Genomic DNA, 22,219 nt, shown 5'->3' with positions numbered 1-22,219 from the left:
GAAGTACCCATGTCGCAACACACCGACGCCGAACGCGCGCTCGCCGAATTGCTGGTGGAAAGCCTGAACCTGGAAGGGGTGGAGCCCGCCTCGATCGATCCGGAAGCCGCGTTGTTCAACACCGGCCTTGGCCTGGATTCAATCGACGCGCTGGAGCTGGCATTGGCGATCGGCAAGCGCTACGGCGTGCAGTTGCGTTCGGACAGCGATAGCAACCGGCGCGTGTTCGCCTCGCTGAGGGCGTTGTCGGCGTATGTCGAGTCGCATCGCACCCGCTGAACCGCCGCATCCGGAGGACACCGGCCTGGCGCTGGGCCTGCGGGTGTTGTTGCTGCTGGCCTATCCGGTGCTTTCGCACGTAGCCAGCCTGCGCGATGACGGCCGCTGGTCGGCGCTGGCGCTGGCCAGCCTGGTGCTGCTGATGCTGCTCGGGCCGCTGCTGCAGCGGCGTTTCTGGGCGCTGGGCGTACTGAGCGTGGCCTTGGCCGGGCTATACGTGCTGGCCGGCTCGCGCCTGGCCTGGATGACCCTGCTGGCGCCACCGGTGCTGTTCACGCTGCTGGTGGCCTGGGGCTTCGCGCGCACGCTGCGGCGCGGCCAGGTGCCGCTGATCACCCGCATCGTGCGCGCGCTGTATGTGCAGGCCGGCATGGCGATGCCGGCCACGACCGAACGCTACACGCGCCGGCTGACCGCGGCCTGGGCGCTGCTGCTCGCGTCATTGGCGGCGATCAACCTGGTGCTGGCGCTGATCGCGGTGCCGGACGGCGTGCTGTGGATGCTGGGCGTGCAGTCGCGCTGGGCGATCACCCACGTGCAATGGTCGTGGTTCGCCAACCTGGCGTGCTGGGGCCTGATCGGCGGCTTTGCGGTAATCGAGTACGCCATCCGCCAGCGCCAGGTCGAGGAACATCCGTACCGCAACCCGGTGCAGTTCGTACGCCAGCTGATGCAACTGGGGCCGGCGTTCTGGCGCGAGTTGTTGCGCTGATGCAGTTCCGGGTGCCCGCCGATCATCCTTGCCTGCCCGGGCATTTCCCTGGTCATCCGGTGGTGCCCGGCGTGGTGATCCTCGACGAGGTGATTGCCGCGATCGCCGCCGAACTCGGCAGCGTGCCGGCGCAGCTGCGCCTGGCACAGGTGAAGTTCGTGCAGCCGTTGTTGCCGGAGCAGACTGCGACGATCGCACTGCTCGGCGCGGCGCCGGCGTGGACATTCACGGTGCGCCATGACGAGCGCGTGCTCGCCAGCGGCAGCGTGCAGGTCCAGGCAACGGCATGAGCAGCAACTGGAAGCAACGCCCGGAAGGTGGCGGCCGCTTTGCGATCGGCCTGATCGTGGGGATTGCACGCCGCTGCGGTCGGCGCATCACGCGGCTGCTGCTGTATCCGATCACCGCTTACTTTCTATTGGTGCGAGGCCCTGAACGCGTCGCCTCGCGTGCCTACCTGACGCGTGTGCTGGGACGCCCGGCGACGCTGGTCGATGTGGCGCGGCACATCCATACCTTCGCCTCGACCATCCTCGATCGGGTGTTCCTGCTCGGCGGGCGCATGGATCTGTTCCGGATCGACGTGCGCGGCGTGGAAACATTGCTGGAAGCGCTGGAGCACGGTCGTGGCGTGCTGTTGATCGGCTCGCACCTGGGCAGTTTCGACGCGCTGCGCGTGCTCAAGCGCATGCGCGGCGACATCGGGCTGCGCGTGGTGCTCGACAAGCAGCACAACCAGGCGATCAGCCAGGCGCTGGACGCACTCGACCCCGCGCTCGCCGCCGGGATCATTGATGCCGGCCAGGATGGCGCCAGCGTGGCGCTGGCGATCAAGCAGGCCGCCGACGAAGGCGCACTGGTGGCGATGCTGGCCGATCGCGCGCAACCCGGCGAACCGGCACTGCGGCTGCCGTTCCTGGGCAAGCCCGCGCCGCTACCGACCACGCCGTGGCTGATCGCCGCCGCGCTCGGCGTGCCGGTGGTGCTGGCGTTCGGCCTGTATCGCGGCGGCAATCGTTATGAACTGTCGTTCGAGTCTTTCAGTGACGGCTTGTCGTTGCCGCGTGCGCAGCGCGCCGAACATCTGGCCGAAGTGATGCGTCGCTACGCCAGCACGTTGCAGGCGCGTGCGCTCGATGCCCCGTACAACTGGTTCAACTTCTATGACTACTGGCAAGACGATGGCTCGACCGATGCGGCTGTTCCCACTGATGCTGCTCTGCGCCGCCGTACCGCCGCTCGCCGCAGCGGCTGACGGCCTCGACGCCACTGCAATCGTGCATGCGCTGGCGCGCCCGGCGCCGAGCGCGACCGCGTTCGTGGAACTGCGCGGTTCGGCACTGCTCAAGCAGCCGCTGCGGGTCAGCGGCGAATACCGCCGTCCCGACGCCGACACGCTGGTGCGCGAGGTGCGCGCGCCGTATCACGAGACCACCACGATCCGCGGCGGTCAGGCCACGATCGAGCGCGAGGGCAAATCGCCGCAGCATTTCGAACTGGCACGGGTGCCCGAGCTGGCCGGTTTGCAGGCCAGTTTCAGTGCGCTGCTGAGCGGCGATGCAACAGCGCTGCAACGCCAGTACCGTGTGCAGGCCGAGGGCGATACCCAGCGTTGGACGCTGACGTTGCAGCCGCTGGACGCCGCCCTCGCCAAGCGTGTGCGTCAGGTGGAACTGCATGGTGCGGGTGATGAATTGCGCTGCATCGAGACGGTGCCGGCGCGTGGCGATGCGCAGCGCACCTTGCTCGGCAGCGCCGCACAGGCGGCAGCGCCGCAGCTCGATGCGGCGGCGTTGCAGCGGTTGTGCCGGGGTGGGGCGTGAGTGTCGCTACGTTGGGAGATCGGGTTGATGTTGGGTAGTCCGGATTCGTTGGGGGCTTGGATTCGCATGCGGTGGGCCGCCGCGGAAGGGCTCCTGTCGTCCTCGCGGCAGCAGGGATCCCGTGTCTTCCACGCGGACTCTCCATCGTCGTCTCCGCGCAGGCGGGGACCCAGCGCTTTTACTCGCCATCTCTCTACCGTCATCCCCGCGAACGCGGGGGCGAAGCGCCGCTGCTGGCGAGCCACTGGCTCGCGCGGCGCTGAGCGCCATCGGGCTATGCCCGGTGGCCGGGGATCGAAGATCCATGGACGTTCGTACAGGCGTTGGCGAACTCATAGAGCGGAGCTTGCTCCGCTGCTCTTCTGCTTTGGGCATTATGTTGAGAGCAAGATCAATTGCGAAGGCTTTCGCTCCTTCGGAGCGAGTCACTTTTCTTTGCTTGTGCAAAGAAAAGTAACCAAAAGAAAGCACACCCCGGCCTTCGCGCCCTTCGCTGCGCTACGGGTCCGCGGAGCCGACGGGATTTTCGGACGCGGCATCCATGCCGCGGCCGAAAACGACGTGCATCCATGCACGTCGCCCTACGGGTTTTTCCCGTCGTCTCCGCCGCTGCGGCAGGGGCCCCGGTGGAGCAAAAACCAAGGCAACTGCAACAGCAAAATCACGAGCAACAGCAACAGCAACAGCAACAGCAACAGCAACAGCGGTCGCCATGCCACGTAGCCTGACCTCATTGCACCGCACGCTGCTGGCGCTGCTGTGGCTGGCGTTGCTCGGCGTGCTCGGCTATTGGCTGGGCACGCAGTTGTCGCTGTCGGGCGACCTGCGCAAGTTCATGCCGGAAGCCCGCACGCCGTCGCAGAAGCTGCTGATGGACGAACTCGGCGAAGGCCCGGGCTCACGCCTGTTGCTGTTGTCGCTGTCGGGCGCGCCACCTTCCACGCTGGCCGAGCAGTCGCGTGCGCTGCGCGCCGCGTTGCAGGCGCAGCCGCTGTTCGTGGTCATCTCCAACGGCGAGACGCCGGGGCTGGAGGCGATTCCGGAAAAGCTGCTGGCCTATCGCTACCTGCTGGCACCGGCGCCGCAGGCGGGTGATTTCTCTGCGGCAGCACTGCACGACGCCTTGCAGGCACGCGTGCAGGATCTGGGCTCGCCCGCAGGCGAACTGGTCGAGCCGCTGCTCGGGCGCGATCCGACCTTGCAGACGCTCAAGGTTGCACAGGCGTTGCAGCCAGCGCGACAGCCGCAGCAGATCGACGGGGTGTGGTTCGATCGCGCCGGTCGCGCTGCGCTGATGCTGGTGCAGACGCGTGCACCGGGATTCGATCCGACTGGACAGGCCGAGGCGGTGCAGGCGATCCAGGACGCGTTCGACAAAGTGTCCGCAGGCTCCGGCAGCCGGCTGGAAATGAGCGGCCCCGGTGCATTCGCGGTGAAGATCAGCACGCATACCAGCAACGAGGCCGGCACGATCGGCACGATCGATACGATCGGCATGATCCTGCTGTTGCTGCTCGCCTACCGCAGCTGGAAAGCGCCGCTGCTCGGCTTCCTGCCGCTGGCCACCGCCGGCCTGGCCGGCCTGGCGGCGGTGGCGGCGCTGTTCGATGGCGTGCATGGCATCACGATTGCTTTCGGTTTCACCCTGATCGGCGTGGTGCAGGACTATCCGGTGCACTTCCTCAGCCACCAGCGCCCCGGTCAATCGGCATGGGCGAACGTGCGCCATCTGTGGCCGACGCTGGGCACCGGTGTGGCCTCCACCTGCATCGCCTACCTGACCTTCCTGTTTTCCGGCGTGGACGGTCTGCGCCAGCTGGCGGTGTTCACGATCACGGCGCTAGCCGCCGCCGCGTTGGCCACGCGTTTCCTGCTGCCGGGGCTGGTCGATCCGGCGCGGCGCGATCTGGCCGATTCGGTGCGGTTGTCACGCCTGTGGTCGCGGATCGAACGCCTGCCGCGCCCCCGGGTGTCGCTGCTGATACTGTCGGCGATCGCGGTCGTGCTGATCTGGCGCGCACCGCAGCCGTTCTGGGAAAACGATCTGTCGAAGCTGACCCCGGTCGATCGCGCCGATCTGCTGCGCGATGGCGAACTGCGTGGAGAACTGGGTGCGCCGGACGTGCGTTACGTGCTGGCACTGCGCGGCGCCAACGAGGAAGAAGCGCTGGCCGCTGCTGAAGGCCTGCAACCGTTGCTGGAACACGAGATGGCGACCGGCCGGCTCGGCAGTTACGACATGGTCACGCGCTACCTGCCGAGTGCCGCGACCCAGCGTGCGCGCCAGGCGGCGTTGCCGACACCGCAAGCCCTGCGCGCCGCGCTGGCCCAGGCAGTGGCCGATTCGCCATTCCGCGCCGATGCGTTCGACGATTTCCTGGCCGACATCGAGCGCGCCCGCACCGCGCCACCGCTGCGCGCACAGGATCTTGCCGGCACGCCGTTGGCGACCGTCGTCGATGGCCTGCTGCTGCATTCGCGCCATCACGCCACCGCGCTGGTGTCGCTGGGCACGTTGTCCGATCCGATCGGGTTGGCGACGCTGGCCGCGCAGCACGGTGCCCAGCTGATCGACCTGAAACACGCGTCCGAATCGCTGGTCGCCGCTTACCGCACGCGGCTGTTGCTCGCACTCTGTGTCGCCGCGCTGCTGCTGGTGGCAACGGTGTGGATCGCGCTGCGCTCGCCGCATCGGGTGGTGCGGGTGCTGTTGCCGATGGCGCTGACCACGTTGTTGACCGTGGCGGTGCTGCGCAGCGCCGGGGTGGAGTTGAACCTGTTCCACCTGATCGGGTTGATCCTCGGCGCCGGACTCGGACTGGACTACGGGTTGTTCTTCGAACATGCCGGCGACGGCCGTGCCGATCAGTTGCGCACGCTGCACGGATTGATCGTGTGCAGTGTGATGACGGTGGTGGTGTTCGCGTTGCTCGGCTGGTCGGCGATCCCGGTGCTGCGCGCGATCGGCGTCACCGTCACGCTCGGCGTGCTCAGCAACTTCGTGCTGGCGCTGCTGGTGTCGCGGCATCCAACCCGTGAGGTCGAAGATGCGCATCGGGCGTGATCGCATCCTTGCTCTGGTACCGCATGCCGGCGCGATGTGCCTATGGGACGAGGTGCGCGCGTGGGACACGCAGCGCATCGTGCTGGTCGCGCGCAATCACCGTGATCCGACGCATCCTTTGCGCCGCGAAGGTCATCTCTCGGCAGTGCATCTGTGCGAGTACGGCGCGCAAGCGATGGCGGTGCATGGCGGTCTGCTTGCGCAGGACGCCGGTCGTGCGCCGCGCCCGGGCATGCTGGTATCGCTGCGTGGCGTGGAGCTGCATGTGGCGCACATCGATGCTCTCGAAGGCGAGCTGATCGGCGAGGCCGAGCAACTGGTCGCCAGCGACAACAGCCAGCAGTACGCCTTCCGCATCCATCATCAGGACTGCTTGCTTGCCGAAGGCCGCGCGGCGGTGATCCTGCAACCGGAGATTCCGCAATGACCCAGATTCCACGACGTGCGCTGGTCACCGGCGGCAGCGGCGACATCGGCGGCGCGATCTGCCGTCGCCTGGCCGCAGATGGCGTGCAGGTGATCGTGCACGCCAACGGCAATCTCACCCGTGCGCAGGCATTGGCCGGGGACATCACCGTGGCCGGCGGCCAGGCGCAGGCGGTGGCGTTCGACGTCGCCGATGGCGCGGCCAGCGCGGCGGCGATCGAGACGCTGCTGCAGGACGGACCGATCCAGATCGTGGTCAACAACGCCGGCATCCATGACGACGCGCCGATGGCGGGCATGAGCGAGACACAGTGGAAGCGGGTGATCGACGTGTCGCTGCACGGGTTCTTCCACGTGACTCAACCGCTGCTGCTGCCGATGGCGCGTACGCGCTGGGGTCGTATCGTCAGTGTTTCCAGTGTTGCGGCGGTGCTGGGCAATCGTGGTCAGACCAATTACGCGGCGGCCAAGGCGGCGCTGCACGGTGCCTCGAAGTCGCTGGCGCGCGAGATGGCCAGTCGCGGCATCACCGTCAATGTGGTGGCGCCGGGAGTGATCGAGGGGGCGATGGCGGAGCAGGCATTTTCGCCTGAGTTGATCAAGCAGATGGTGCCGGCGGGGCGAGCTGGGCGGCCGGATGAGGTGGCGGGATTGGTCGGGTTTTTGTGCTCGGATTTGGCTGGGTATGTGAATGGGCAGGTGATTGGGGTTAATGGGGGAATGGGCTGAGTCGCTTTCTCCGCGAGCGCCGTGCACGGTGACCCGCTTTGTAGGAGCGTCTCTACGTGGCCTAGGGCCATCAGCCGCGATGGGGCTTTGCCGGTAGCGTTGTGATGGCCTGTAGATCTGTGGGAGGGACTTCAGTCCCGACGGGCTTTCCCCGCGATGCTTCAGTTTGCTAATTGAAGCGACGGTAACGGCAACAGCAATCTCTCTACCGTCATTCCCGCGAAAGCGGGAGGCGCTTCTCAGCAGCCGAAGGCTGATCATCTATGGACGTTGCTTTTAGCTTCTTGTGGTTGAAGCAACTTCAACTTCAACAGCAAAGGCTTTCGCTCCTTCGGAGCGAGTTACCTTGATCAGCCATTACCAGCCATTTGGCTGTTGTGAAACGCTGCGGCAGGTGTTTACAGATACACGTCAACCGTAGGAGCGGCTTCAGCCGCGATGAGGCTTACCGAGAACACCTCATCGCGGCTGAAGCCGCTCCTGCGATTCTTGGCATCCGTCATCACTTGCGCCTAAAACGCTCTAACTGTGATGCTCTTCAGGCCGGGCGATATCGATCTCCGGCCACGCCGCAACAGGGTCATCGATACACGGCGGGGTATCGCGCGTCAGCCGGTAACGCGCGCCTACATCACCATGGGTGATCACCTGGCCGACCACGTGCGAGGTGATGCGGTACAGGTCGCGCAGGGGACGGAAGTGGCTGCGGCGGAAGCGAGTGTCGGCTGCGTCGTGGCCGTAGCGGGTTTCGATCGGGACCGACACCGTGCCCATGCCGAGTTCGCGTGCCGCCGAGATCAGCAACTGCGCTTCGAATACGAAATCCTCGCCGGGGATGTCGCCCAGCCGGCATACCGCGGCGGGGTAGTAGCGCTGGCCGCTCTGGCTGTCGGCGATGCGGAAGCCACAGGCCCAGCCGATGCCCCAGTCGCCGAAGGCGTTGGCCATGCGGCGATGCCGCGGTTGCTGTGCGCGCTGGCGCAGGCGGGCGCCGATCACGATGCGGCGCGGATATCGAACCGCGGCCTGCAGCAGGCGCGGCAGGTCGGTCGGGTCGTGCTGGCCGTCGCCGTCCATCGTCAGTACGCCGACATAGCCGCGCCGTATCGCCTCGGCGAAGCCGCTGCGCAAGGCGGCACCCTTGCCGAGTCGCTGTGGATGCCGCAACAGCGTCACCGGCAGGCCTTCCAACTGCGCGACGGTGGCGTCGTCGGAGCCGTCGTCAATCACGATCACCTGAGGAAACTGCGCCAGCGCGCCCAGCACGACGTCGCGGATGCGCAGCGCCTCGTTGAAGGCGGGGATCACCACCGCAACCGAGTCGCGGGTGGGCATGGGCTCAGTCATGCGCCAGCTCCAGCGCCAGTACCCGTCCCGGGCCGGCGTGCAGGGTCGCGTGCGGTTGCCGCAGTGCCAGCGCGTCGAACAGTGGCAGCATCGTGGCCATGATGTTGCTGGTGGCGAACGTCGCCAGCGGCCCCGGTGCGGCCTCGACCTCGCCGTCCTGCCAGTGAGCGCGCAGGCGCGGGCCGCTGCCGTCTCGCGCCAGCACCAGCGCACCGCCGAGCAGGCCATCGCTGAGTGCCATTTCGCCGAGCGGGCCGCTGCCGCCGCCGTCATAGCCGACCAGCAGCACCGCCTCGGCGCCGGCGTGCAATTGCACCAGCGCTTCGAGCAGGCCCTGCGCGAAGCTGGCGCGGTAGGCGCTGATCGCGGTGGCGGGTGTGTTCGCGCCGGTGCCGATGGTCCAGTAGCCGGCGGCGGCGTTGTGCACCGAGTTGTGGAAGCGGGTCGGCGACAGCGCGCTTGGGTCATCGGCCAGCGTCGCGGCCATGTAGTCGGTGATCGCCAGGTCGCCGTGGCTGGAGGCGAACACCGACGGCAGCGTGGCCGGATCGCGTCCGGCCGCCTGGCAGGCTGCCAGCGCTACTTCCAATGCCACGGCCACGGTCTCCGGCGCGCGTCGGCGCTCGTTCGGCGGCAGCAACTGTGGCGATGGCCGTGCCGGTGCCTCGGCCGCCGCCGGCTCGCCGTGGGCGAACGCGCGCGCGGCCTCCCAGCCGGGCAGGCCGCGGGTCCAGAAGCCGATGCCTTCGAGCGTGGCCTGCAACATGGGAGCGGGCCGGCTCATGCGCGTCCGAACAACAACGTGCAGTTGTTGCCTCCGAAGCCGAACGAGTTGTTCATCGCGTAATCGATCCGGCGCGTGGCCGGAGCGAAGCGGATCTGCGGGCCGCAGGCCGGATCGGGCTGCTCGCTGTTGAGCGTGCCCGGCAGTTCGCCCTCGCGCAGTGCCAGCAGCGCGAACACCGATTCGACGATCCCGGCCGCGCCGAGCGTGTGCCCGGTCCAGGCCTTGGTCGAGCTGGCGTGCAGGGTGTCGGGGAACAGCGCGGCCACGGCGGCGGCCTCGACGCTGTCGTTGGCCGGCGTGGCGGTGCCGTGCAGGTTCAGGTAGCCGACCTGCGCGGCGTCGATATCGCCGCGCGCGAGCGCCTCGGCCATTGCCAGACGCGCGCCGAGGCCTTCCGGATGCGGCGCGGACATGTGGTGGGCGTCGCTGGACTCGCCATAGCCGCACAGCAATGCCAGCGCTTCGCCATCGCGTTCCAGCAGTGCAAAGCCGCCGGCCTCGCCGAGCGAGAGTCCGACCCGGCGCGCGTCGAATGGCCGGCACGGCTCCGCTGCGACCAGCTGCAGCGAGTTGAACCCGAACAACACGCTGCCGCACAGCGTGTCGACACCGCCGACCAGCGCTGCATCGGCCAACCCGGCCTGGATCAGCCGCGCCGCCTGCGCGAACACCTTGGCGCTGGACGAACAGGCGGTCGCCACCGTTACCACCGGGCCGCGCACGCCGGTGGCGGCCTGCACGAAGTTGCCCAGCGAGTGCGGCGTGTGCAGCGCCGGCCGGGCCAGGTCGGCGGGGAAGTGCGCCACGCCGTCGTCGCCGGATTCGAGCCGGGTGTAGGCCTCCTCGGTCGCGCCGATGCTGGAGGTCGAGGTGCCCAGCACCAGCGCTACGCGGTCGGCGCCGTGGCGGGCGATCGCCGCATCCAGCTGCGCGTGCAGATCGTCCTGTTGCAGCGCCAGCCAGGCCAGCCGGTGGTTGCGGCAGTCCCATTCGGCCAGCGTGTCGGGCAGGCGCAGTGCTTCCAGGCCGTCGACCCGGCCGATCCAGCACTCCAGCGGCTGCGGGCCGAAGTCGTTGCGGCGCAGTCCGCTGCGTTGCTCCCGCAAGGCTTGCATCTGCGCCTGCAACCCGGCCCCCAGCGCAGTGGTGGCGGTGAAGGCGGTAATCGAAAGCGGGACCATGCGGGGCGGCGGCTGCGCTGGATTCACTCGTGGCTCGTATGAATGGCGTGAAGAAACGTCGCAGGAGTATATCGGCCACTCCTTCGAGTCCAGTGAGTTTGCCCGGCCGTTCACGCACCGACGCGTCAGATGAATGGCGCTGAGTGTGGTGAAGCTTTCGCCAGTGCCGTATTTCCGACACAATTCCGGACACTTCGATCTTTCCACGCCGGGCGCGATCCCGTGCGCATGCAAGCCTACGTTTATAAAAGCCAGCGCAAACAGGACACCTTCGTCTACCTCGCACGGCGCGATGACTTCGCCACGATGCCCGAGCCCGTGCACGCGCAACTCGCGCCGTTCACGTTCGTGCTGGAGTTCGCGCTGACGCCGGAGCGTCGCCTCGCGCAGGCCGATGCGGAGCAGGTGCGCGCGCAACTGGTCGAGCGCGGGTTCTTCCTGCAGTTTCCGCCGTCGCCGCTGGCGACTACCGGACGCGGTGATGACTGACGGCCGTTTCCGGCGTTCAGGCCCCGCCGCTGCCGCACTGGCGATGGGCCTGGCGCTGTCGTTGCTGACCGGGTTCGGTGGCGTGGTCGCCGTGCTCGGTGCATGGCTGGCACAGCCGGCGTTCGCGCTGGCGGTGTCCTGGCGCCGCGGCACCCGTGCGTTGCCGTCCGCGCCGCGCACGCTGCTGCAGGAGATCCCGCCGCTGCTGGGCCTGTGGGGCGCCGGGCTGGCGGCATTGGCATTGCTGGTGACCTGGCCGCTGGCGGCACTGCGCGACAGCGGCAGCCTGGCCGCCGCGCTGGCGCTGAGCGTGGCGGTCAGCGCCGCGCTGCTGGCGCTGTGGCGGACCTGGCCGCTGTGGAGCGGCGCCGAACGCGAATCCGGCTCGCTGCGCGCGCGCTGGCAGGCGCTGGCCGGGCAGGAACTGCAATCGTGGCAAGGATTGGGCGTGGCCGCGCTGGTGCTGGCGGCGTGCGCCAGCGGCGTCGCGCTGGCCTGGCCATCGCTGCTCTCGCCGACCACGCACTGGACCCTGGCGATCGCCACCGCCGTGCTGCTGCCATTCGCGCATCTGCTGCTGCAGCGGGTCGAAGTGGCGGCGATCGCTGACGACCTGCCGCGTCGTCCTCAAGCGCACGAACTGTTCGAAGAAGCCGCCATCGCCCCACGACCGCTGGAGCCGATGGCGAGCGAGCGCCTGCTGCCCGAGCTGTACGAGGCTGCGCGCAACGGTCGCGTCGATCGCGCATTGCAGTTGCTCGAAGCCGGCGCCGACCCGCACGCGCTGCCGCCGAGCGACGTGCGCGACCAGCGCAGCCTCGCGGTGCTGGCGGCAGTGCTGCCGGACCTGCGCCTGCTGCGCGAGCTGATCGTGCGCCGGGTCGACGTCAACCACGCCTATCGCGGCATGACCCCGCTGCTGGCCGCCACCCGCGACAGCTGGCACGGCCGCCCCGAGGCGGTGATGACCCTGCTCACCAACGGTGCCGACCCGCGCGCCACCGACACCGACGGCAACACTCCACTGCACCATGCCGCGCGCAGTTCCGACCCCGGCGTGGCCGCGCTGTTGCGCGATGCCGCCGCCGAACTGGAGGCGTTGAACAACGACGGCCTTTCGCCGCTGGCGACCGCCTGCCAGGCCGGCAACTGGCGGCTGGCCAAGTTCCTGCTCGAGCGTGGCGCGCGCCCCGAGCCCGAAGGTGGTACGCCCGTATTGCTGGCCGCAGCCGGCACCGAGGAAGACGATCCGGTTGGCGTGCAATTGCTGCTCAAGCACAAGGCGCGCATCGACGCCCGCGATCGTCAGCGCCGCAGCGCCCTGCACGAGGCCGCGCTGGCCGGCCATGCCGAGGTCGTCGAGGTGCTGCTCGGCGCCGGTGCCAACATCGAGGCGCGCGACACCCTGGCGCGCACGCCGTTCCTGGATGCCGCGCGCAACGCCCGCGGCCCGGTGCTCGAAGCGCTGCTGACCCGCAAGGCCGACTTCACCGCGGTCGATGCCGAGGGCCGCAACGCGGTGCTGCTGGCGTGCGGTGCCGAACAGGTCTCGCCGGCGCTGGTGCAGCGCCTGCTGGAACTGGGCATTCCCGCCGACCAGCCTGATCACGCCGGGCGTCGCGCCGTGGACCTGGCGGCCGGTGCCGGACGCTGGGCGATCGTTTCGCTGCTCGATCCGGCCTATCCACTGCCGACCGCAGTCGCCGACGCCGGCAACGATGCCGACGATGCACCGGGCACCGCGCCGCGCACGCTGCCGGATCGCCCGCCGCTGGTGTTGCTACGCGAAGGCCTGCAGCTTGGCCAGCGCGATGGTCTGGCCGCACTGGCGCGGCTGTGCGATCCGCAGGAAACCGGCGGCCTGCTGCACGACCCGCATCTGGCACTCAATCCCGAAGCGATCGACTGGCTGCTCAACCACGGTGCGCAGCCGGAAGTGCGCGATGCCTGCGGCGACGTACCGATGTTCGCGCTGCTCGCGCGCGGCGTGGATGCGGTGCCCGTGTTGCAGGTGCTGCTGCGCCACGGCGTCTCGCCGGCGGGTGCCGGTGGCCTGGGCCGTTTCCTCGCCGCCTGCGTGCAGCACGACACCGCCTCGCGTGGCCTGGAACATGCCACACTGGAACTGCTCGAGCGCGGCGCCGACCCGTTTGCGCCATCGCCGGCCGGCGATCCGCCGTTGTCGCTGGCGGTACGGCTGGGCTGGTCGCGCCTGCAACTGGCGCTGCTGGAGCGCGGTGTCGATCGCGAAGCACGTGACAGCCATGGCATGACCGCGCTGCACCTGGCGACCGCGCTCGGCCGCGAGGCTTCATTGAAGTTGCTGGTGCTGCAAGGCGCCTCACCGGAGGCGCGTGCCGCCGATGGCCAGACACCGCTCGGCGTGGCGCTGTCGATCGGCCGCCGCGATCTGGCCGACTGGCTGGACTGGCGGGTGTGGTCGTTGCCGCGTCGCGCGCTGCGTCCTGCCGACGTGCCGTCCGCCGCGACCGGCGGCGACGCCGACGCAGTGCGCCGCCTGATCGACCTCGGCCTGCCGGTCGACGCCACCGATGCACAGGGCTGCACCGCACTGCTGCGCGCCGCCGGTGGCGGTCACGTCGCCGTGGTCGATCTGCTGCTGGCCCGCGCCGCCGATCCGCAACATGCCGCCAACAGTGGCGCCACGCCGCTGTCCGCCGCGGTCAGCATGCGTCACGCCGGCATCGTTGCCGCGCTGCTCGACGCCGGCGCGCAGATCGAACATCGCCTGCCGGGCGGCGTCACCGTATTGATGCTGGCCAGCGCCTTGGGCCTGCCGGACATCGTCGCGCGCCTGCTGGCCGCCGGTGCCGACGTGCATGCCAGCGATGCGCAGGAACTGGCGCCGCTGCATTGCGCCGGGCTGTACGGATTCACCGCGCGCGACAAGACCCGCCTGCTGGCGTTGCTGGACACGCTGCTGCTGGCCGGCGCCGATCCGGAAGGCGGCACCGGCAAGGTCAGCCCGGTGCTGCTGCTGCTCGGCGCCCGCGCCGAACCCGGCACGCCCTGCGACGAACAAGTGGTGCTGGCCGGCGTCGAACGCCTGCTCGACGAAGACGTCTCGCTCGACGTCGCCGATCCACGCGGCTTCGGCCCACTGCACCTGGCCGCACTGCACGGCCTGCCGCTGCTGGTGCAGCGCCTGCTGCGTGCCGGCGCCGACCCAGACCATCGCGACGCACTCAACCGCACCCCGCGCGAAATCGCGATCATGCGCGGCTTCATCGACGTCGCCGGCCAGTTCGAACCGGCCCTGCCGGGAACCTCGTCGATGGCGCGGTTTTTGCGCGAGAGCCGGTAGGCATCCGCGGCGTGGCCGAAGTTCACGCCGCTGCAGTTCATGACCACGCCGCGGCGCCGATGTCGCCGCCTGCATGCCGTAACCAGATCCACACATCACGCATGTGAGACTGCTGCTTCTGTCTCCGGGCAAGTGTGCGTGCCGTGCAGCGGTGTTGATCCGCTGATACGAGGATTCACTACCGGTCGTACGCTCGTCATGACACACAGGGAGATAGGCAGGTTGCGTGGTTCGACAACACGTCGCGCCCGCTCGGTTTTCCCGCTGAGGAGACACGTCATCCATGAGCGACATCGCATCCGTACCACCCTGCATCATTGTGGTGTTTGGTGGCCGCGGTGATCTGACCCGGCGCCTGGTCATGCCGGCGTTGTACAACCTGCGCCGTTCTGGCGGGCTCAGTGAGAACTTCGCGATCGTCGGTATCGATCACGGTGACACCGGCGAGCGGGCCTGGCGTACCGAAACCGGGCGCGCGATGCGTGAGCTGATCGGTGGTCGTGATGCCGAATTCCAGGCCGAGGGTTTCGACGAGCAGGCCTGGGACTGGTTGCGCGAGCGCATGCATTACCTGCGCGGTGACTTCACCGAACAATCCACGTTTGTCCGGCTTGGCGCGCTGCTGGAGACGTTGCAACCGCGCTACGGCACGCAGGGCAATGTGCTGTTCTATCTGGCCACGGCGGCGCGTTTCTTCGAGCCGTTGCTGGTCAACCTCGGCCACGCCGGGTTGGTGAAGCAGCGCGAAGGTGGGTCCTGGAGGCGGGTGATCATCGAGAAGCCGTTCGGTCATGACCTGGCCAGCGCGCGTCATCTCAACGAGGTGGTGGCGCGGGTGCTGAAGGAGGATCAGGTGTTCCGCATCGATCATTTCCTCGGCAAGGAAACGGTGCAGAACATCCTCGCGTTCCGCTTCGCCAATGGTTTGTTCGAGCCGGTGTGGAACCGCGATCGCATCGACCACATCCAGATCACCGCCGCCGAGACGATCGGCGTGGAAGGGCGTGGGCGCTTCTACGATCCGACCGGTTGCCTGCGCGACATGGTGCCCAACCATCTGTTCCAACTGCTGGCGATGATCGCGATGGAGCCGCCGTCGGCGTTCACCACCGATGCGATGCATCGTCGGCGTGCCGAGGTGATCGAGGCGATACATCCGCTGACAGCATCCGATGTGGTACGCGGGCAGTACGCCGCCGGTGCGGTCAACCGCACCGCGGTGTGCGGCTATCGCGAGGAAGACTCCGTTTCGGACGACTCCGATACCGAGACCTATGTGGCGATGAAGCTGCAGGTGGATACCTGGCGCTGGGCCGGCGTGCCGTTCTACCTGCGCACCGGCAAGCGTCTGCGCGAGCGCACTACCGAGATCGCGATCCGCTTCAAGTCGGCGCCGCTGGCGCCGTTCCGCAATACCGAGATCGGCGGTTACGGCCCGGACTGGCTGGTGCTGCATATCCAGCCGGACGAGGGCATCTCGCTGCAATTCGACGTCAAGCGACCCGGCCCGCAGGTGGCGCTGGCGCCGGTGCGGATGGACTTCCGCTACCGCGACTGGTTCCCCAAGCAATACACGGTCGGCTACGAGCAGTTGCTGCGCGACTGCATGAATGGCGAGTCCGGCTTGTTCCAGGATGCGGTGACGGTGGAGAGTGGCTGGCGCATCGTGCAGCCGATTCTGGATGCGTGGCGCGAGCCGCCCAATGATTTCCCCAACTATCCCGCCGGCAGTGCCGGCCCGGCAGCGGCCGATGCGTTGCTTGCCTTGAACGGCGGACATGCCTGGCGACCGCTGACACCGGGACGGCGACCGCCGCCAGCGAATCGGACGGCGGCGAAATCGACTACGCCGGCCGCACCGGCGAAGGGCCGGGCCAAGCCGGCCAAGGTCGCAGCGAAGAAAGCAGCGGTGAAGAAAATGCGGACAAAGAAGACATCGGCAAAGAAGCCGCCGCCGAATTCACGCCGACCAGCCACGAAAGCACCGAAGAGGCGTTAGGTGGTCCCAATGGAGGCTCCAAATGACTGAGATGCCAACATACAAGTCCATTGAGGAGTCGTTGCTCAGTGATTCTTCAAGCCGCATGGAAAAAGCAAAAAGCGCTGGAGATCGTGAAACTTTTGATCGCTATAAAGAGGAACTAGTGCGTGACATGAGCGCATTAGGCGCTGCGTCTAAGGCGCGCGAACGGTATGAGCATTTTCTCGCGATGTCGTTCGACAGCGATGGTGAGGCATAACAACTCATCCAGGCCACCACCGCTTCGCTGTGCTGCTCAATTCGGGTGTACAGGCCTCATGGCAGTGAGACGTTGTACAGCAAGATACGGGGCGCCGCATCACGACGCCCCGTGAACCTCAACGCGGCCCGGCGTTGGCCTGCACGAGCGAGGGCACGTTGGCCGCCGCATCGAGCGTGTAGGCATAGCTCACCGGCGAGCCGGTGAAGCCCGAGCCGGTCGCCGAGGTGCCGGTGGTGGCGTTGTAGACGTTGCTGCGCTCGTAGAAGCTGTAGGTGTCGCCGCTGCTGTCCAGGCCGATCTGATGGCTGTTGTGGGTCTTGTAGAAGTAGTTCGACTCCGACACCACGAAGCTGCCGCTACCGACCTGCAACGCGTTGTACTGCTGCTTGCTGTAGCTGTGGCCATCGACAGCCAGACGCGTGCCGCTGGGCGCGGTGCTGTTGTCGAAATAGTTGTTGTAGGCGTGCACCCAGCCGCGCAGCAGCGGACGGCCACGCATGTTGGGGCCGAACCAGTTGTGGTGCATCGTCACCCGCAGCTTGTTGCCGCCATAGACGTGGGAGTCGCTGCGGCTCGCGCCGATCACCATCGCCAGACGTTCGCCGGCCAGGTCGCTATAGGTGCCGACCCAGTTCCACACCGGGTTCGGATCCATGTTGACCCAGCCGTCGGTGAAGTAGAAATGGTTGTAGGAGAGCGTGACGTAGTCCGAGGCCAGGCTCACGCTGAACAGGTCGTCGCTGATGTCGTAGAACGTGCAGTGATCGATCCAGGCGTTGGAAACCCGGCGCAGCGATACGCCCAGATAGTTGATGCCGATATTGTTGGAGGTCCCGGCGACCTGTACCGGCAATGCCTGCAGGTCGGTGATGCGGCCACGGAAGGTGATGTTCTTGATCACCACGTTCTCGATGTTGGTGCCGCTCGCCAACTGCTCGCCACTGAACTTGAGCTGGATGTTCTCCAACACCGCGCCGCCGCCGGCGGCGCCTTCGATGGTGGTGTTGTTCCAGCCGGTGTCGGCGAAAGTGAGGGTGGTCAGCGTGGCGCCGCCGTAGATATGGCCGCTGATCACGATGTGGCGTTTGCGCGCGTTGAACGCGGCCTTGAGGGCGTCGAGCGTGGTGACGGTGGTGGCCGCCTCCGATGAGCCGCGTCCGGACGAGAAGCCGCCGGTTGCGACCTGGGCCTGAGCCGGATGGATGCCGAACAGCAGCACCGTGGCGAACACGCATGCATGCAGAGACTTGCTTGAAAAGCCCATGATTTCCTTCCTGGATAGTGGATGTTGTCCCTCGCGGGCCGGTGATTGTCCAGAAAGTGCGTCAAAGCTGGGGCGACGTAGTACTCAAGATGGGAAGGTGACGTCATTTGTGATGCTTTTGTCTTGTCCTGGCCTGTCCTGTGAAGACGTATGAGGTCATCTGATCCGTAGGAGCGGCTTCAGCCGCGATGAAGCTTTCCCTTTTGAATCCCCGCACATGGATGTGCGGGCTCTTGCAGAGGGATCTGCATGAAAGCCCCATCGCGGCTGAAGCCGCTCCTACAAATGCCATCACCCAAAGGCCGTCACTGCCCCATTGACCATCACGCCACATCGGCGCAGACTTCGCGCCGCCGCCGGCGGCATCCCCGCCGGCGCGTCTTTGCGAGTCCCTCGCAAGAGCGCCGCACATCCATGTGCGGGCATCCCTTTTTGGAGTCCCAACACCATGTCCAGCGACAGTCACCCTAGACCGGGGTCGATGACAGTGCTGGCGACCGCCTGAGGGATCGGGATCGGTTCGCCGCTGCTGCCACCGACCGTGGCCGATAACCAGGCGAACCCATGAACAACGAGAACCTGCTGCGACTGCCTCCCGAGGATGTCGACGCACTGACCGCGCCGCTGGTCGAGCTCAACACCGCCGATGCGGTGGAGTACCTCAATGGCCTCGACAGCGAGGATGCCGCCGCGATCCTGGCCGTGCTGCCGCTGCCGCGCGTGGTCAAGATCCTGGAGCAGCCGGAACTGCGCGACGCCAGCGCGCTGGTGGCGATGCAGAACGCCGACCGCGCCGCCGAGATGCTCGGCCAGATGGCCGACGACCGCGCCACCGACATCTTCCAGGACCTGGACGAGGACGACCACGAGCAGCTGCTGTGGCGGTTGCGTCCGGAGACCCGGCGCGCGATCCAGAAGCTGCTGCGCTATTCGCCGCATACCGCCGGCGCGCTGATGACCACCGAATTCGTTGGCGTCCCGGCCGACTGGACGGTCGCGCGCACCCTGCAGTACGTGCGTGAAGTCGAGCGCAGCCGCGAGACCGTCTACGCGATCTATCTGCTGGAGCCGCACGAGCGCACGCTGGTGCAGGTGGTGACGATGCGGCGCCTGATCACCGGTGAGCCGGACGCGCCGATCCTGGACGTGGCCCAGGTCAATCCGCCGATCACCGTGGATGCACAGATGGATCAGGAGGAAGTCGCGCGGCTGATCCGCCGCCACGACCTGCTGGCGATCCCGGTGGTGGATGCGCAGCGGCACGTGCTTGGCATCGTCACCGTCGATGACATCCTCGATGCGCTGATCGCCGAATCCACCGAGGACGTGCACAAGTTCGGCGGCGTGGAGGCTTTGGACGAGCCGTACATGCGGATCGGCTTCGGCGAGATGATCCGAAAGCGTGCCGGCTGGCTGAGCGTGCTGTTCCTCGGCGAGATGCTGACCGCCAGCGCGATGCAGCACTTCGAGAACGAACTGTCCAAGGCGGTGGTGCTGACCTTGTTCATCCCGCTGATCATGAGTTCGGGCGGCAATTCCGGCTCGCAGGCGACCTCGCTGCTGATCCGCGCACTGGCATTGCGCGAGCTGCGCCTGGGCGACTGGTGGAAGGTGGCACTGCGCGAGATCCCGACCGGACTGGTGCTGGGCAGCATCCTCGGCGTGCTGGCGATCGTGCGCATCGCGGTCTGGCAGAACGCGGGCTTCTACGACTACGGCCCGCACTGGGTGATGGTCGCGATGACGATCGGCGCCGCGCTGGTGGGTATCGTCACGTTCGGCTCGCTATCCGGTTCGATGCTGCCATTCGTGCTGCAACGGCTCGGCTTCGATCCGGCCAGTGCCTCGGCGCCGTTCGTGGCGACGCTGGTGGATGTGACTGGATTGGTGATCTATTTCAGCATCGCCGCGATGATCCTGAGCGGCACGCTGCTGTAGTTCTTTCTGGTCTGCACCGGCTCTCAGGTTGTCGCGCCAAAACCGACCGTCGTCCCGCCTTCGCGGGGACGACGAGGTCAGGGATAGGGGGCAGGCTGAAAGTAAAAGGCCGTCCCTGGCCCGGTTCGATCAAAGGAACTCGTAACTCAGCGTAACGCGCAGATTACGGCCCGGCTGCGACCAGCGGCCGATGCCCGCCGCGCTGGTGTTGCCCTGGAAGATCGTGGTGCCGGCACCGGCGGTGCGCACCCGGTTCCACAGGTAATACTCCTTGTCGAACACGTTGTAGACGCCGGCGGTCAGGTGCAGCTTCGAGGTGATGTCGTAGCTGCCGAACACGTCCAACAGCGTGTACTCGCGGGCCTTGTACGCATATACCGGCACCACTTCGGCGCCATAGCTGGAGTTGGTCACGCTGGTGCCGTAGTCGGACGGACTCTTGCGATCTTGGTGGGTGACGTTGGCGGTGACGCTCCAGCGCTGCGACGGCGCGTTGTAGCTCAGGCCAAGAATCGTCTTGGCCGGGATGATGCTGGCCAGCGGTTCGCCATCATTGTCCTTGCCCTCGTTGTAGGAGTACGCCAGGCGCGCCAGCCAGTTGTCGCTCAGCAGCCACATGCCTTCGGCTTCCACGCCCTTGACCGTCACTTCGCCACGGTTGATCGGCATGGTGTAGGTGTAGCCGTTGGTGATGGTGGTGACGCCGCGCGTGGTGGTGCTGTATTGCACGTCGGCATCGGCGACATACTCGGCGGTGTCGATGAAGTTGCTGTACTTGTCGCGGAACACCGACAGGCCCAGGCGCAACCGCTCGCTCTGGTAGCGCCAGCCCAGCTCGATGTTGAGGCTGCGCTCGGCTTCCAGGTTCGGATTGCTCCTGCCGTCGGGCACCGTCACGGTGGCGCCGTCGGAGACGCGGGTGACCTCGGTGGTCGAGGAGCTGCCGTACATGTCGTTGACGCCGGGCGCGCGGAAGCCACGGCCGAACTGGGTCCACAGCGACTGGGTATCGGTCAGCTTGTACTCGGCGCCCAGATTCCAGGTCGGCGAGGAGAACTTGGAAGTGCCCACGCTGCCGGCACCGCCGACGTAGCCGGAGTTGCTGCCGGAGGTGGCGGCGGTTTCCGGCACGTACTTGTAGCTGTCGTAGCGCAGGCCGCCGGTCAGGATCAGGCGGTCGTCGAGCAGGCCGACCTTGTCGCGCACGTAGGCGGTCCAGTCGGTTTCCCGGGTGTCCGGCCACAGCGAAGCGTCGGTGTCGCGCGAGTACAGCGTGCCGGTGTTGCCCCAGCGCGAATCAATCGAGTTCCAGTGGATCTTGCCGCGCTGCCAGGCGGCACCGTAGACCAGCGTGTGCTGCAGCTCGCCGGTCTCGAAGCGCTTGTCGAGATCCACCGCCACCCGGTCCATCTTCTGCGTGTCGTAGCGGTTTTCCTGGCGGCTGCACAGCGCGGCGATCGAGCAGGAGGTGCCGTAGGTGGCAGCGGTGCCGCTGGCGACCAGCACGTTGGTCTGGCCCTGGATGTAGTTCTTCTGGTGGTCGACGGTTGCTTCCAGCGTGTCGAACAGGCTGTTGTCGGCCTTCCACGTGTACTTCAGGCCGTAACGGTCGCGATCGTTGCGATCGACCGCGCTGCGCTGGTAATAGGCGCCGGTGCCGTCGCTGCGGGTCCAGTTGTCGACATCATTGGTGGCGCGGGCACGCTCGTAGACCACGCCCAGGGTCTGGGTATCGGTGGCGAGGAAGTTGACCTTGGCCAGTATGTTGTCGCTCTCGCGATCGATCGGATCGGGCGTGCGACGGTCGGGGCCGAGCCGGGCGATCGTGGTCTTGTACCAGGACTCGGTCTCGTGGCCATCGCGCTTGGTGTACACCAGCAGCGATTCGAACTTGCCGGTGCGGTTGGCGAAGGTCAGCGTGCCCATGTTCTCGTCGCTGGAACCGGTGTAGCCGTACTTGATCGCGCCATAGCTGTCATTGCCGCCGGGCTTGAGGAAGTCGCCCGGATCCTTGGTGGTGAACATCACCGCACCGCTGAGCGCGCCGCTGCCGGCAGTGATCGCGTCGGCGCCCTTGATGATCTCCACGCTCTTGACCGCTTCCAGATCGACGCTGCCACGGCCGGAGCGGAAGAACTCGTATGGCTGGTAGCTGCCCGGATCCAGGCTCTGCGGGAAGCTCAGCCCGTCCAGGGTGATCGCCACCCGGTCGGCTTCCAGGCCACGGATGTTGAAACCGTTGAAACCGGCGCGGCCCAGATCGACCATTTCCACGCCGGGCACATAGCGGATCACGTCCTCCATGCTCTGCGCGCCCTGTTGTTGCAGTTCCTTGGACGACAGCGTGGTGACGTTCTGGTTGTCGGATTGCTTGCGCGTCTCGATGACGTGGATGGGGTCCAGGGTCGAGTTGGCCCCGGCGGCATCGGCCGGTGCTTCGGCGCGTACGACGCTCGGCGCGGCCAGGCACGAGGACACTGCCAGCGCGAGCAGGGTGGGACGGTACTTCATGGATGACTCCGCAGTGGATGATGGAACGAGCCCCACCGAGGTGGCGGAGCGGGAGGTTCCTGGCTGCGGAAGGCCGACGAAGAGGTGAGGCGTACGTCGCT

18 protein-coding genes are annotated in these 22,219 nt (G+C 67.1%); 13 read left to right on the top strand and 5 right to left on the bottom strand.

The features are described 5' to 3' along the window. Positions 1 to 9: 9 nt before the first annotated feature. The 8 genes from AC3WJE_RS06225 to fabG all read left to right on the top strand — a co-directional run bounded on the left by AC3WJE_RS06225 (position 10) and on the right by fabG (position 7,033). Positions 10 to 279: a phosphopantetheine-binding protein gene (locus AC3WJE_RS06225; protein WP_493729913.1), complete on the top strand. Its 270-nt coding sequence runs from the start codon at positions 10 to 12 to the stop codon at positions 277 to 279. Further along, positions 254 to 991: a COG4648 family protein gene (locus tag AC3WJE_RS06220; protein WP_493729912.1), complete on the top strand. Its 738-nt coding sequence runs from the start codon at positions 254 to 256 to the stop codon at positions 989 to 991. The genes AC3WJE_RS06225 and AC3WJE_RS06220 overlap by 26 nt, the downstream gene beginning before the upstream one ends. After that, entirely contained in the window at positions 991 to 1,281 is a 291-nt protein-coding gene (locus AC3WJE_RS06215; protein WP_493729911.1) for an ApeI family dehydratase, read from the top strand. The genes AC3WJE_RS06220 and AC3WJE_RS06215 overlap by 1 nt, the downstream gene beginning before the upstream one ends. Then, the gene (locus AC3WJE_RS06210) at positions 1,278 to 2,246 is read left to right on the top strand and encodes a lysophospholipid acyltransferase family protein (protein ID WP_493729910.1); all 969 of its coding nucleotides are present in this window, start codon (positions 1,278 to 1,280) and stop codon (positions 2,244 to 2,246) included. The genes AC3WJE_RS06215 and AC3WJE_RS06210 overlap by 4 nt, the downstream gene beginning before the upstream one ends. Continuing rightward, positions 2,185 to 2,814 (top strand): LolA-related protein, encoded by a 630-nt coding sequence (locus AC3WJE_RS06205; RefSeq protein WP_493729909.1) that lies wholly within the window; start codon positions 2,185 to 2,187, stop codon positions 2,812 to 2,814. The genes AC3WJE_RS06210 and AC3WJE_RS06205 overlap by 62 nt, the downstream gene beginning before the upstream one ends. Before the next feature lie 712 nt (positions 2,815 to 3,526). After that, positions 3,527 to 5,878 carry an MMPL family transporter gene (locus AC3WJE_RS06200; protein WP_493729908.1) on the top strand — a complete coding sequence of 784 codons (2,352 nt, stop codon included), beginning with the start codon at positions 3,527 to 3,529 and terminating at the stop codon, positions 5,876 to 5,878. Next, positions 5,862 to 6,305, top strand: coding sequence for a hotdog family protein (locus AC3WJE_RS06195; RefSeq protein ID WP_493729907.1), 444 nt, complete (start codon positions 5,862 to 5,864; stop codon positions 6,303 to 6,305). Before AC3WJE_RS06200 ends, AC3WJE_RS06195 begins: the two co-directional genes overlap by 17 nt. After that, positions 6,302 to 7,033, top strand: a complete 732-nt coding sequence (gene fabG / locus AC3WJE_RS06190; protein WP_493729906.1) for a 3-oxoacyl-ACP reductase FabG — start codon at positions 6,302 to 6,304, stop codon at positions 7,031 to 7,033. The genes AC3WJE_RS06195 and fabG overlap by 4 nt, the downstream gene beginning before the upstream one ends. Positions 7,034 to 7,555: 522 nt before the next feature. Here the strand turns inward: fabG and AC3WJE_RS06185 are convergent. The 3 genes from AC3WJE_RS06185 to AC3WJE_RS06175 are packed head-to-tail and all read right to left on the bottom strand — an operon-like array spanning position 7,556 to position 10,348. After that, complete coding sequence (locus AC3WJE_RS06185; RefSeq protein WP_493729905.1) at positions 7,556 to 8,380, bottom strand: glycosyltransferase family 2 protein; 825 nt, start codon at positions 8,378 to 8,380, stop codon at positions 7,556 to 7,558. Then, entirely contained in the window at positions 8,373 to 9,164 is a 792-nt protein-coding gene (locus AC3WJE_RS06180) for a beta-ketoacyl synthase chain length factor (protein ID WP_493729904.1), read from the bottom strand. Before AC3WJE_RS06180 ends, AC3WJE_RS06185 begins: the two co-directional genes overlap by 8 nt. Further along, entirely contained in the window at positions 9,161 to 10,348 is a 1,188-nt protein-coding gene (locus AC3WJE_RS06175) for a beta-ketoacyl-[acyl-carrier-protein] synthase family protein (protein WP_493729903.1), read from the bottom strand. The genes AC3WJE_RS06180 and AC3WJE_RS06175 overlap by 4 nt, the downstream gene beginning before the upstream one ends. A 228-nt stretch (positions 10,349 to 10,576) precedes the next feature. Here AC3WJE_RS06175 and AC3WJE_RS06170 point away from each other — a divergent pair, with 228 nt between their 5' ends. The 4 genes from AC3WJE_RS06170 to AC3WJE_RS06155 all read left to right on the top strand — a co-directional run bounded on the left by AC3WJE_RS06170 (position 10,577) and on the right by AC3WJE_RS06155 (position 16,402). Beyond that, entirely contained in the window at positions 10,577 to 10,837 is a 261-nt protein-coding gene (locus AC3WJE_RS06170; RefSeq protein WP_493729902.1) for a YcgL domain-containing protein, read from the top strand. Beyond that, positions 10,830 to 14,162 carry an ankyrin repeat domain-containing protein gene (locus AC3WJE_RS06165; RefSeq protein ID WP_493729901.1) on the top strand — a complete coding sequence of 1,111 codons (3,333 nt, stop codon included), beginning with the start codon at positions 10,830 to 10,832 and terminating at the stop codon, positions 14,160 to 14,162. The genes AC3WJE_RS06170 and AC3WJE_RS06165 overlap by 8 nt, the downstream gene beginning before the upstream one ends. A 283-nt stretch (positions 14,163 to 14,445) precedes the next feature. After that, positions 14,446 to 16,161 (top strand): glucose-6-phosphate dehydrogenase, encoded by a 1,716-nt coding sequence (gene zwf / locus AC3WJE_RS06160; RefSeq protein ID WP_493729900.1) that lies wholly within the window; start codon positions 14,446 to 14,448, stop codon positions 16,159 to 16,161. A gap of 22 nt (positions 16,162 to 16,183) precedes the next feature. Further along, the gene (locus tag AC3WJE_RS06155) at positions 16,184 to 16,402 is read left to right on the top strand and encodes a hypothetical protein (protein ID WP_493729899.1); all 219 of its coding nucleotides are present in this window, start codon (positions 16,184 to 16,186) and stop codon (positions 16,400 to 16,402) included. A 118-nt stretch (positions 16,403 to 16,520) separates the two neighbouring features. Here AC3WJE_RS06155 and AC3WJE_RS06150 read toward each other — a convergent pair whose 3' ends face one another. Next, positions 16,521 to 17,669 carry a pectate lyase family protein gene (locus AC3WJE_RS06150; protein ID WP_493729898.1) on the bottom strand — a complete coding sequence of 383 codons (1,149 nt, stop codon included), beginning with the start codon at positions 17,667 to 17,669 and terminating at the stop codon, positions 16,521 to 16,523. 564 nt (positions 17,670 to 18,233) lie between these two features. Between AC3WJE_RS06150 and mgtE the strand changes: the two genes are divergently transcribed. Next, the gene (gene mgtE / locus AC3WJE_RS06145) at positions 18,234 to 19,607 is read left to right on the top strand and encodes a magnesium transporter (RefSeq protein WP_493729897.1); all 1,374 of its coding nucleotides are present in this window, start codon (positions 18,234 to 18,236) and stop codon (positions 19,605 to 19,607) included. A gap of 129 nt (positions 19,608 to 19,736) precedes the next feature. Here mgtE and AC3WJE_RS06140 read toward each other — a convergent pair whose 3' ends face one another. Beyond that, positions 19,737 to 22,118 carry a TonB-dependent hemoglobin/transferrin/lactoferrin family receptor gene (locus AC3WJE_RS06140; protein ID WP_493729896.1) on the bottom strand — a complete coding sequence of 794 codons (2,382 nt, stop codon included), beginning with the start codon at positions 22,116 to 22,118 and terminating at the stop codon, positions 19,737 to 19,739. Positions 22,119 to 22,219 lie beyond the last annotated feature (101 nt).

The organism is Pseudomonas sp. GW821-FHT07E12 (genome assembly GCF_058986605.1).
Note: the sequence above shows the minus strand (reverse complement) of the source record. Positions and strands in the feature narration are given on the sequence as shown.

What these genes read in the sequence shown, in the direction of transcription:
- AC3WJE_RS06210 (WP_493729910.1), top strand. Translation starts at nt 1,278, where the DNA reads ATGAGCAGCAACTGGAAGCAACGCCCGGAAGGTGGCGGCCGCTTTGCG.
- AC3WJE_RS06155 (WP_493729899.1), top strand. Translation starts at nt 16,184, where the DNA reads ATGACTGAGATGCCAACATACAAGTCCATTGAGGAGTCGTTGCTCAGT.
- mgtE (WP_493729897.1), top strand. Translation starts at nt 18,234, where the DNA reads ATGAACAACGAGAACCTGCTGCGACTGCCTCCCGAGGATGTCGACGCA.
- AC3WJE_RS06195 (WP_493729907.1), top strand. Translation starts at nt 5,862, where the DNA reads ATGCGCATCGGGCGTGATCGCATCCTTGCTCTGGTACCGCATGCCGGC.
- AC3WJE_RS06215 (WP_493729911.1), top strand. Translation starts at nt 991, where the DNA reads ATGCAGTTCCGGGTGCCCGCCGATCATCCTTGCCTGCCCGGGCATTTC.
- AC3WJE_RS06225 (WP_493729913.1), top strand. Translation starts at nt 10, where the DNA reads ATGTCGCAACACACCGACGCCGAACGCGCGCTCGCCGAATTGCTGGTG.
- AC3WJE_RS06205 (WP_493729909.1), top strand. Translation starts at nt 2,185, where the DNA reads ATGCGGCTGTTCCCACTGATGCTGCTCTGCGCCGCCGTACCGCCGCTC.
- AC3WJE_RS06165 (WP_493729901.1), top strand. Translation starts at nt 10,830, where the DNA reads ATGACTGACGGCCGTTTCCGGCGTTCAGGCCCCGCCGCTGCCGCACTG.
- AC3WJE_RS06150 (WP_493729898.1), bottom strand. Translation starts at nt 17,669, where the DNA reads ATGGGCTTTTCAAGCAAGTCTCTGCATGCATGCGTGTTCGCCACGGTG.
- AC3WJE_RS06180 (WP_493729904.1), bottom strand. Translation starts at nt 9,164, where the DNA reads ATGAGCCGGCCCGCTCCCATGTTGCAGGCCACGCTCGAAGGCATCGGC.
- AC3WJE_RS06175 (WP_493729903.1), bottom strand. Translation starts at nt 10,348, where the DNA reads ATGGTCCCGCTTTCGATTACCGCCTTCACCGCCACCACTGCGCTGGGG.
- AC3WJE_RS06185 (WP_493729905.1), bottom strand. Translation starts at nt 8,380, where the DNA reads ATGACTGAGCCCATGCCCACCCGCGACTCGGTTGCGGTGGTGATCCCC.
- AC3WJE_RS06140 (WP_493729896.1), bottom strand. Translation starts at nt 22,118, where the DNA reads ATGAAGTACCGTCCCACCCTGCTCGCGCTGGCAGTGTCCTCGTGCCTG.
- fabG (WP_493729906.1), top strand. Translation starts at nt 6,302, where the DNA reads ATGACCCAGATTCCACGACGTGCGCTGGTCACCGGCGGCAGCGGCGAC.
- AC3WJE_RS06200 (WP_493729908.1), top strand. Translation starts at nt 3,527, where the DNA reads ATGCCACGTAGCCTGACCTCATTGCACCGCACGCTGCTGGCGCTGCTG.
- AC3WJE_RS06220 (WP_493729912.1), top strand. Translation starts at nt 254, where the DNA reads ATGTCGAGTCGCATCGCACCCGCTGAACCGCCGCATCCGGAGGACACC.
- zwf (WP_493729900.1), top strand. Translation starts at nt 14,446, where the DNA reads ATGAGCGACATCGCATCCGTACCACCCTGCATCATTGTGGTGTTTGGT.
- AC3WJE_RS06170 (WP_493729902.1), top strand. Translation starts at nt 10,577, where the DNA reads ATGCAAGCCTACGTTTATAAAAGCCAGCGCAAACAGGACACCTTCGTC.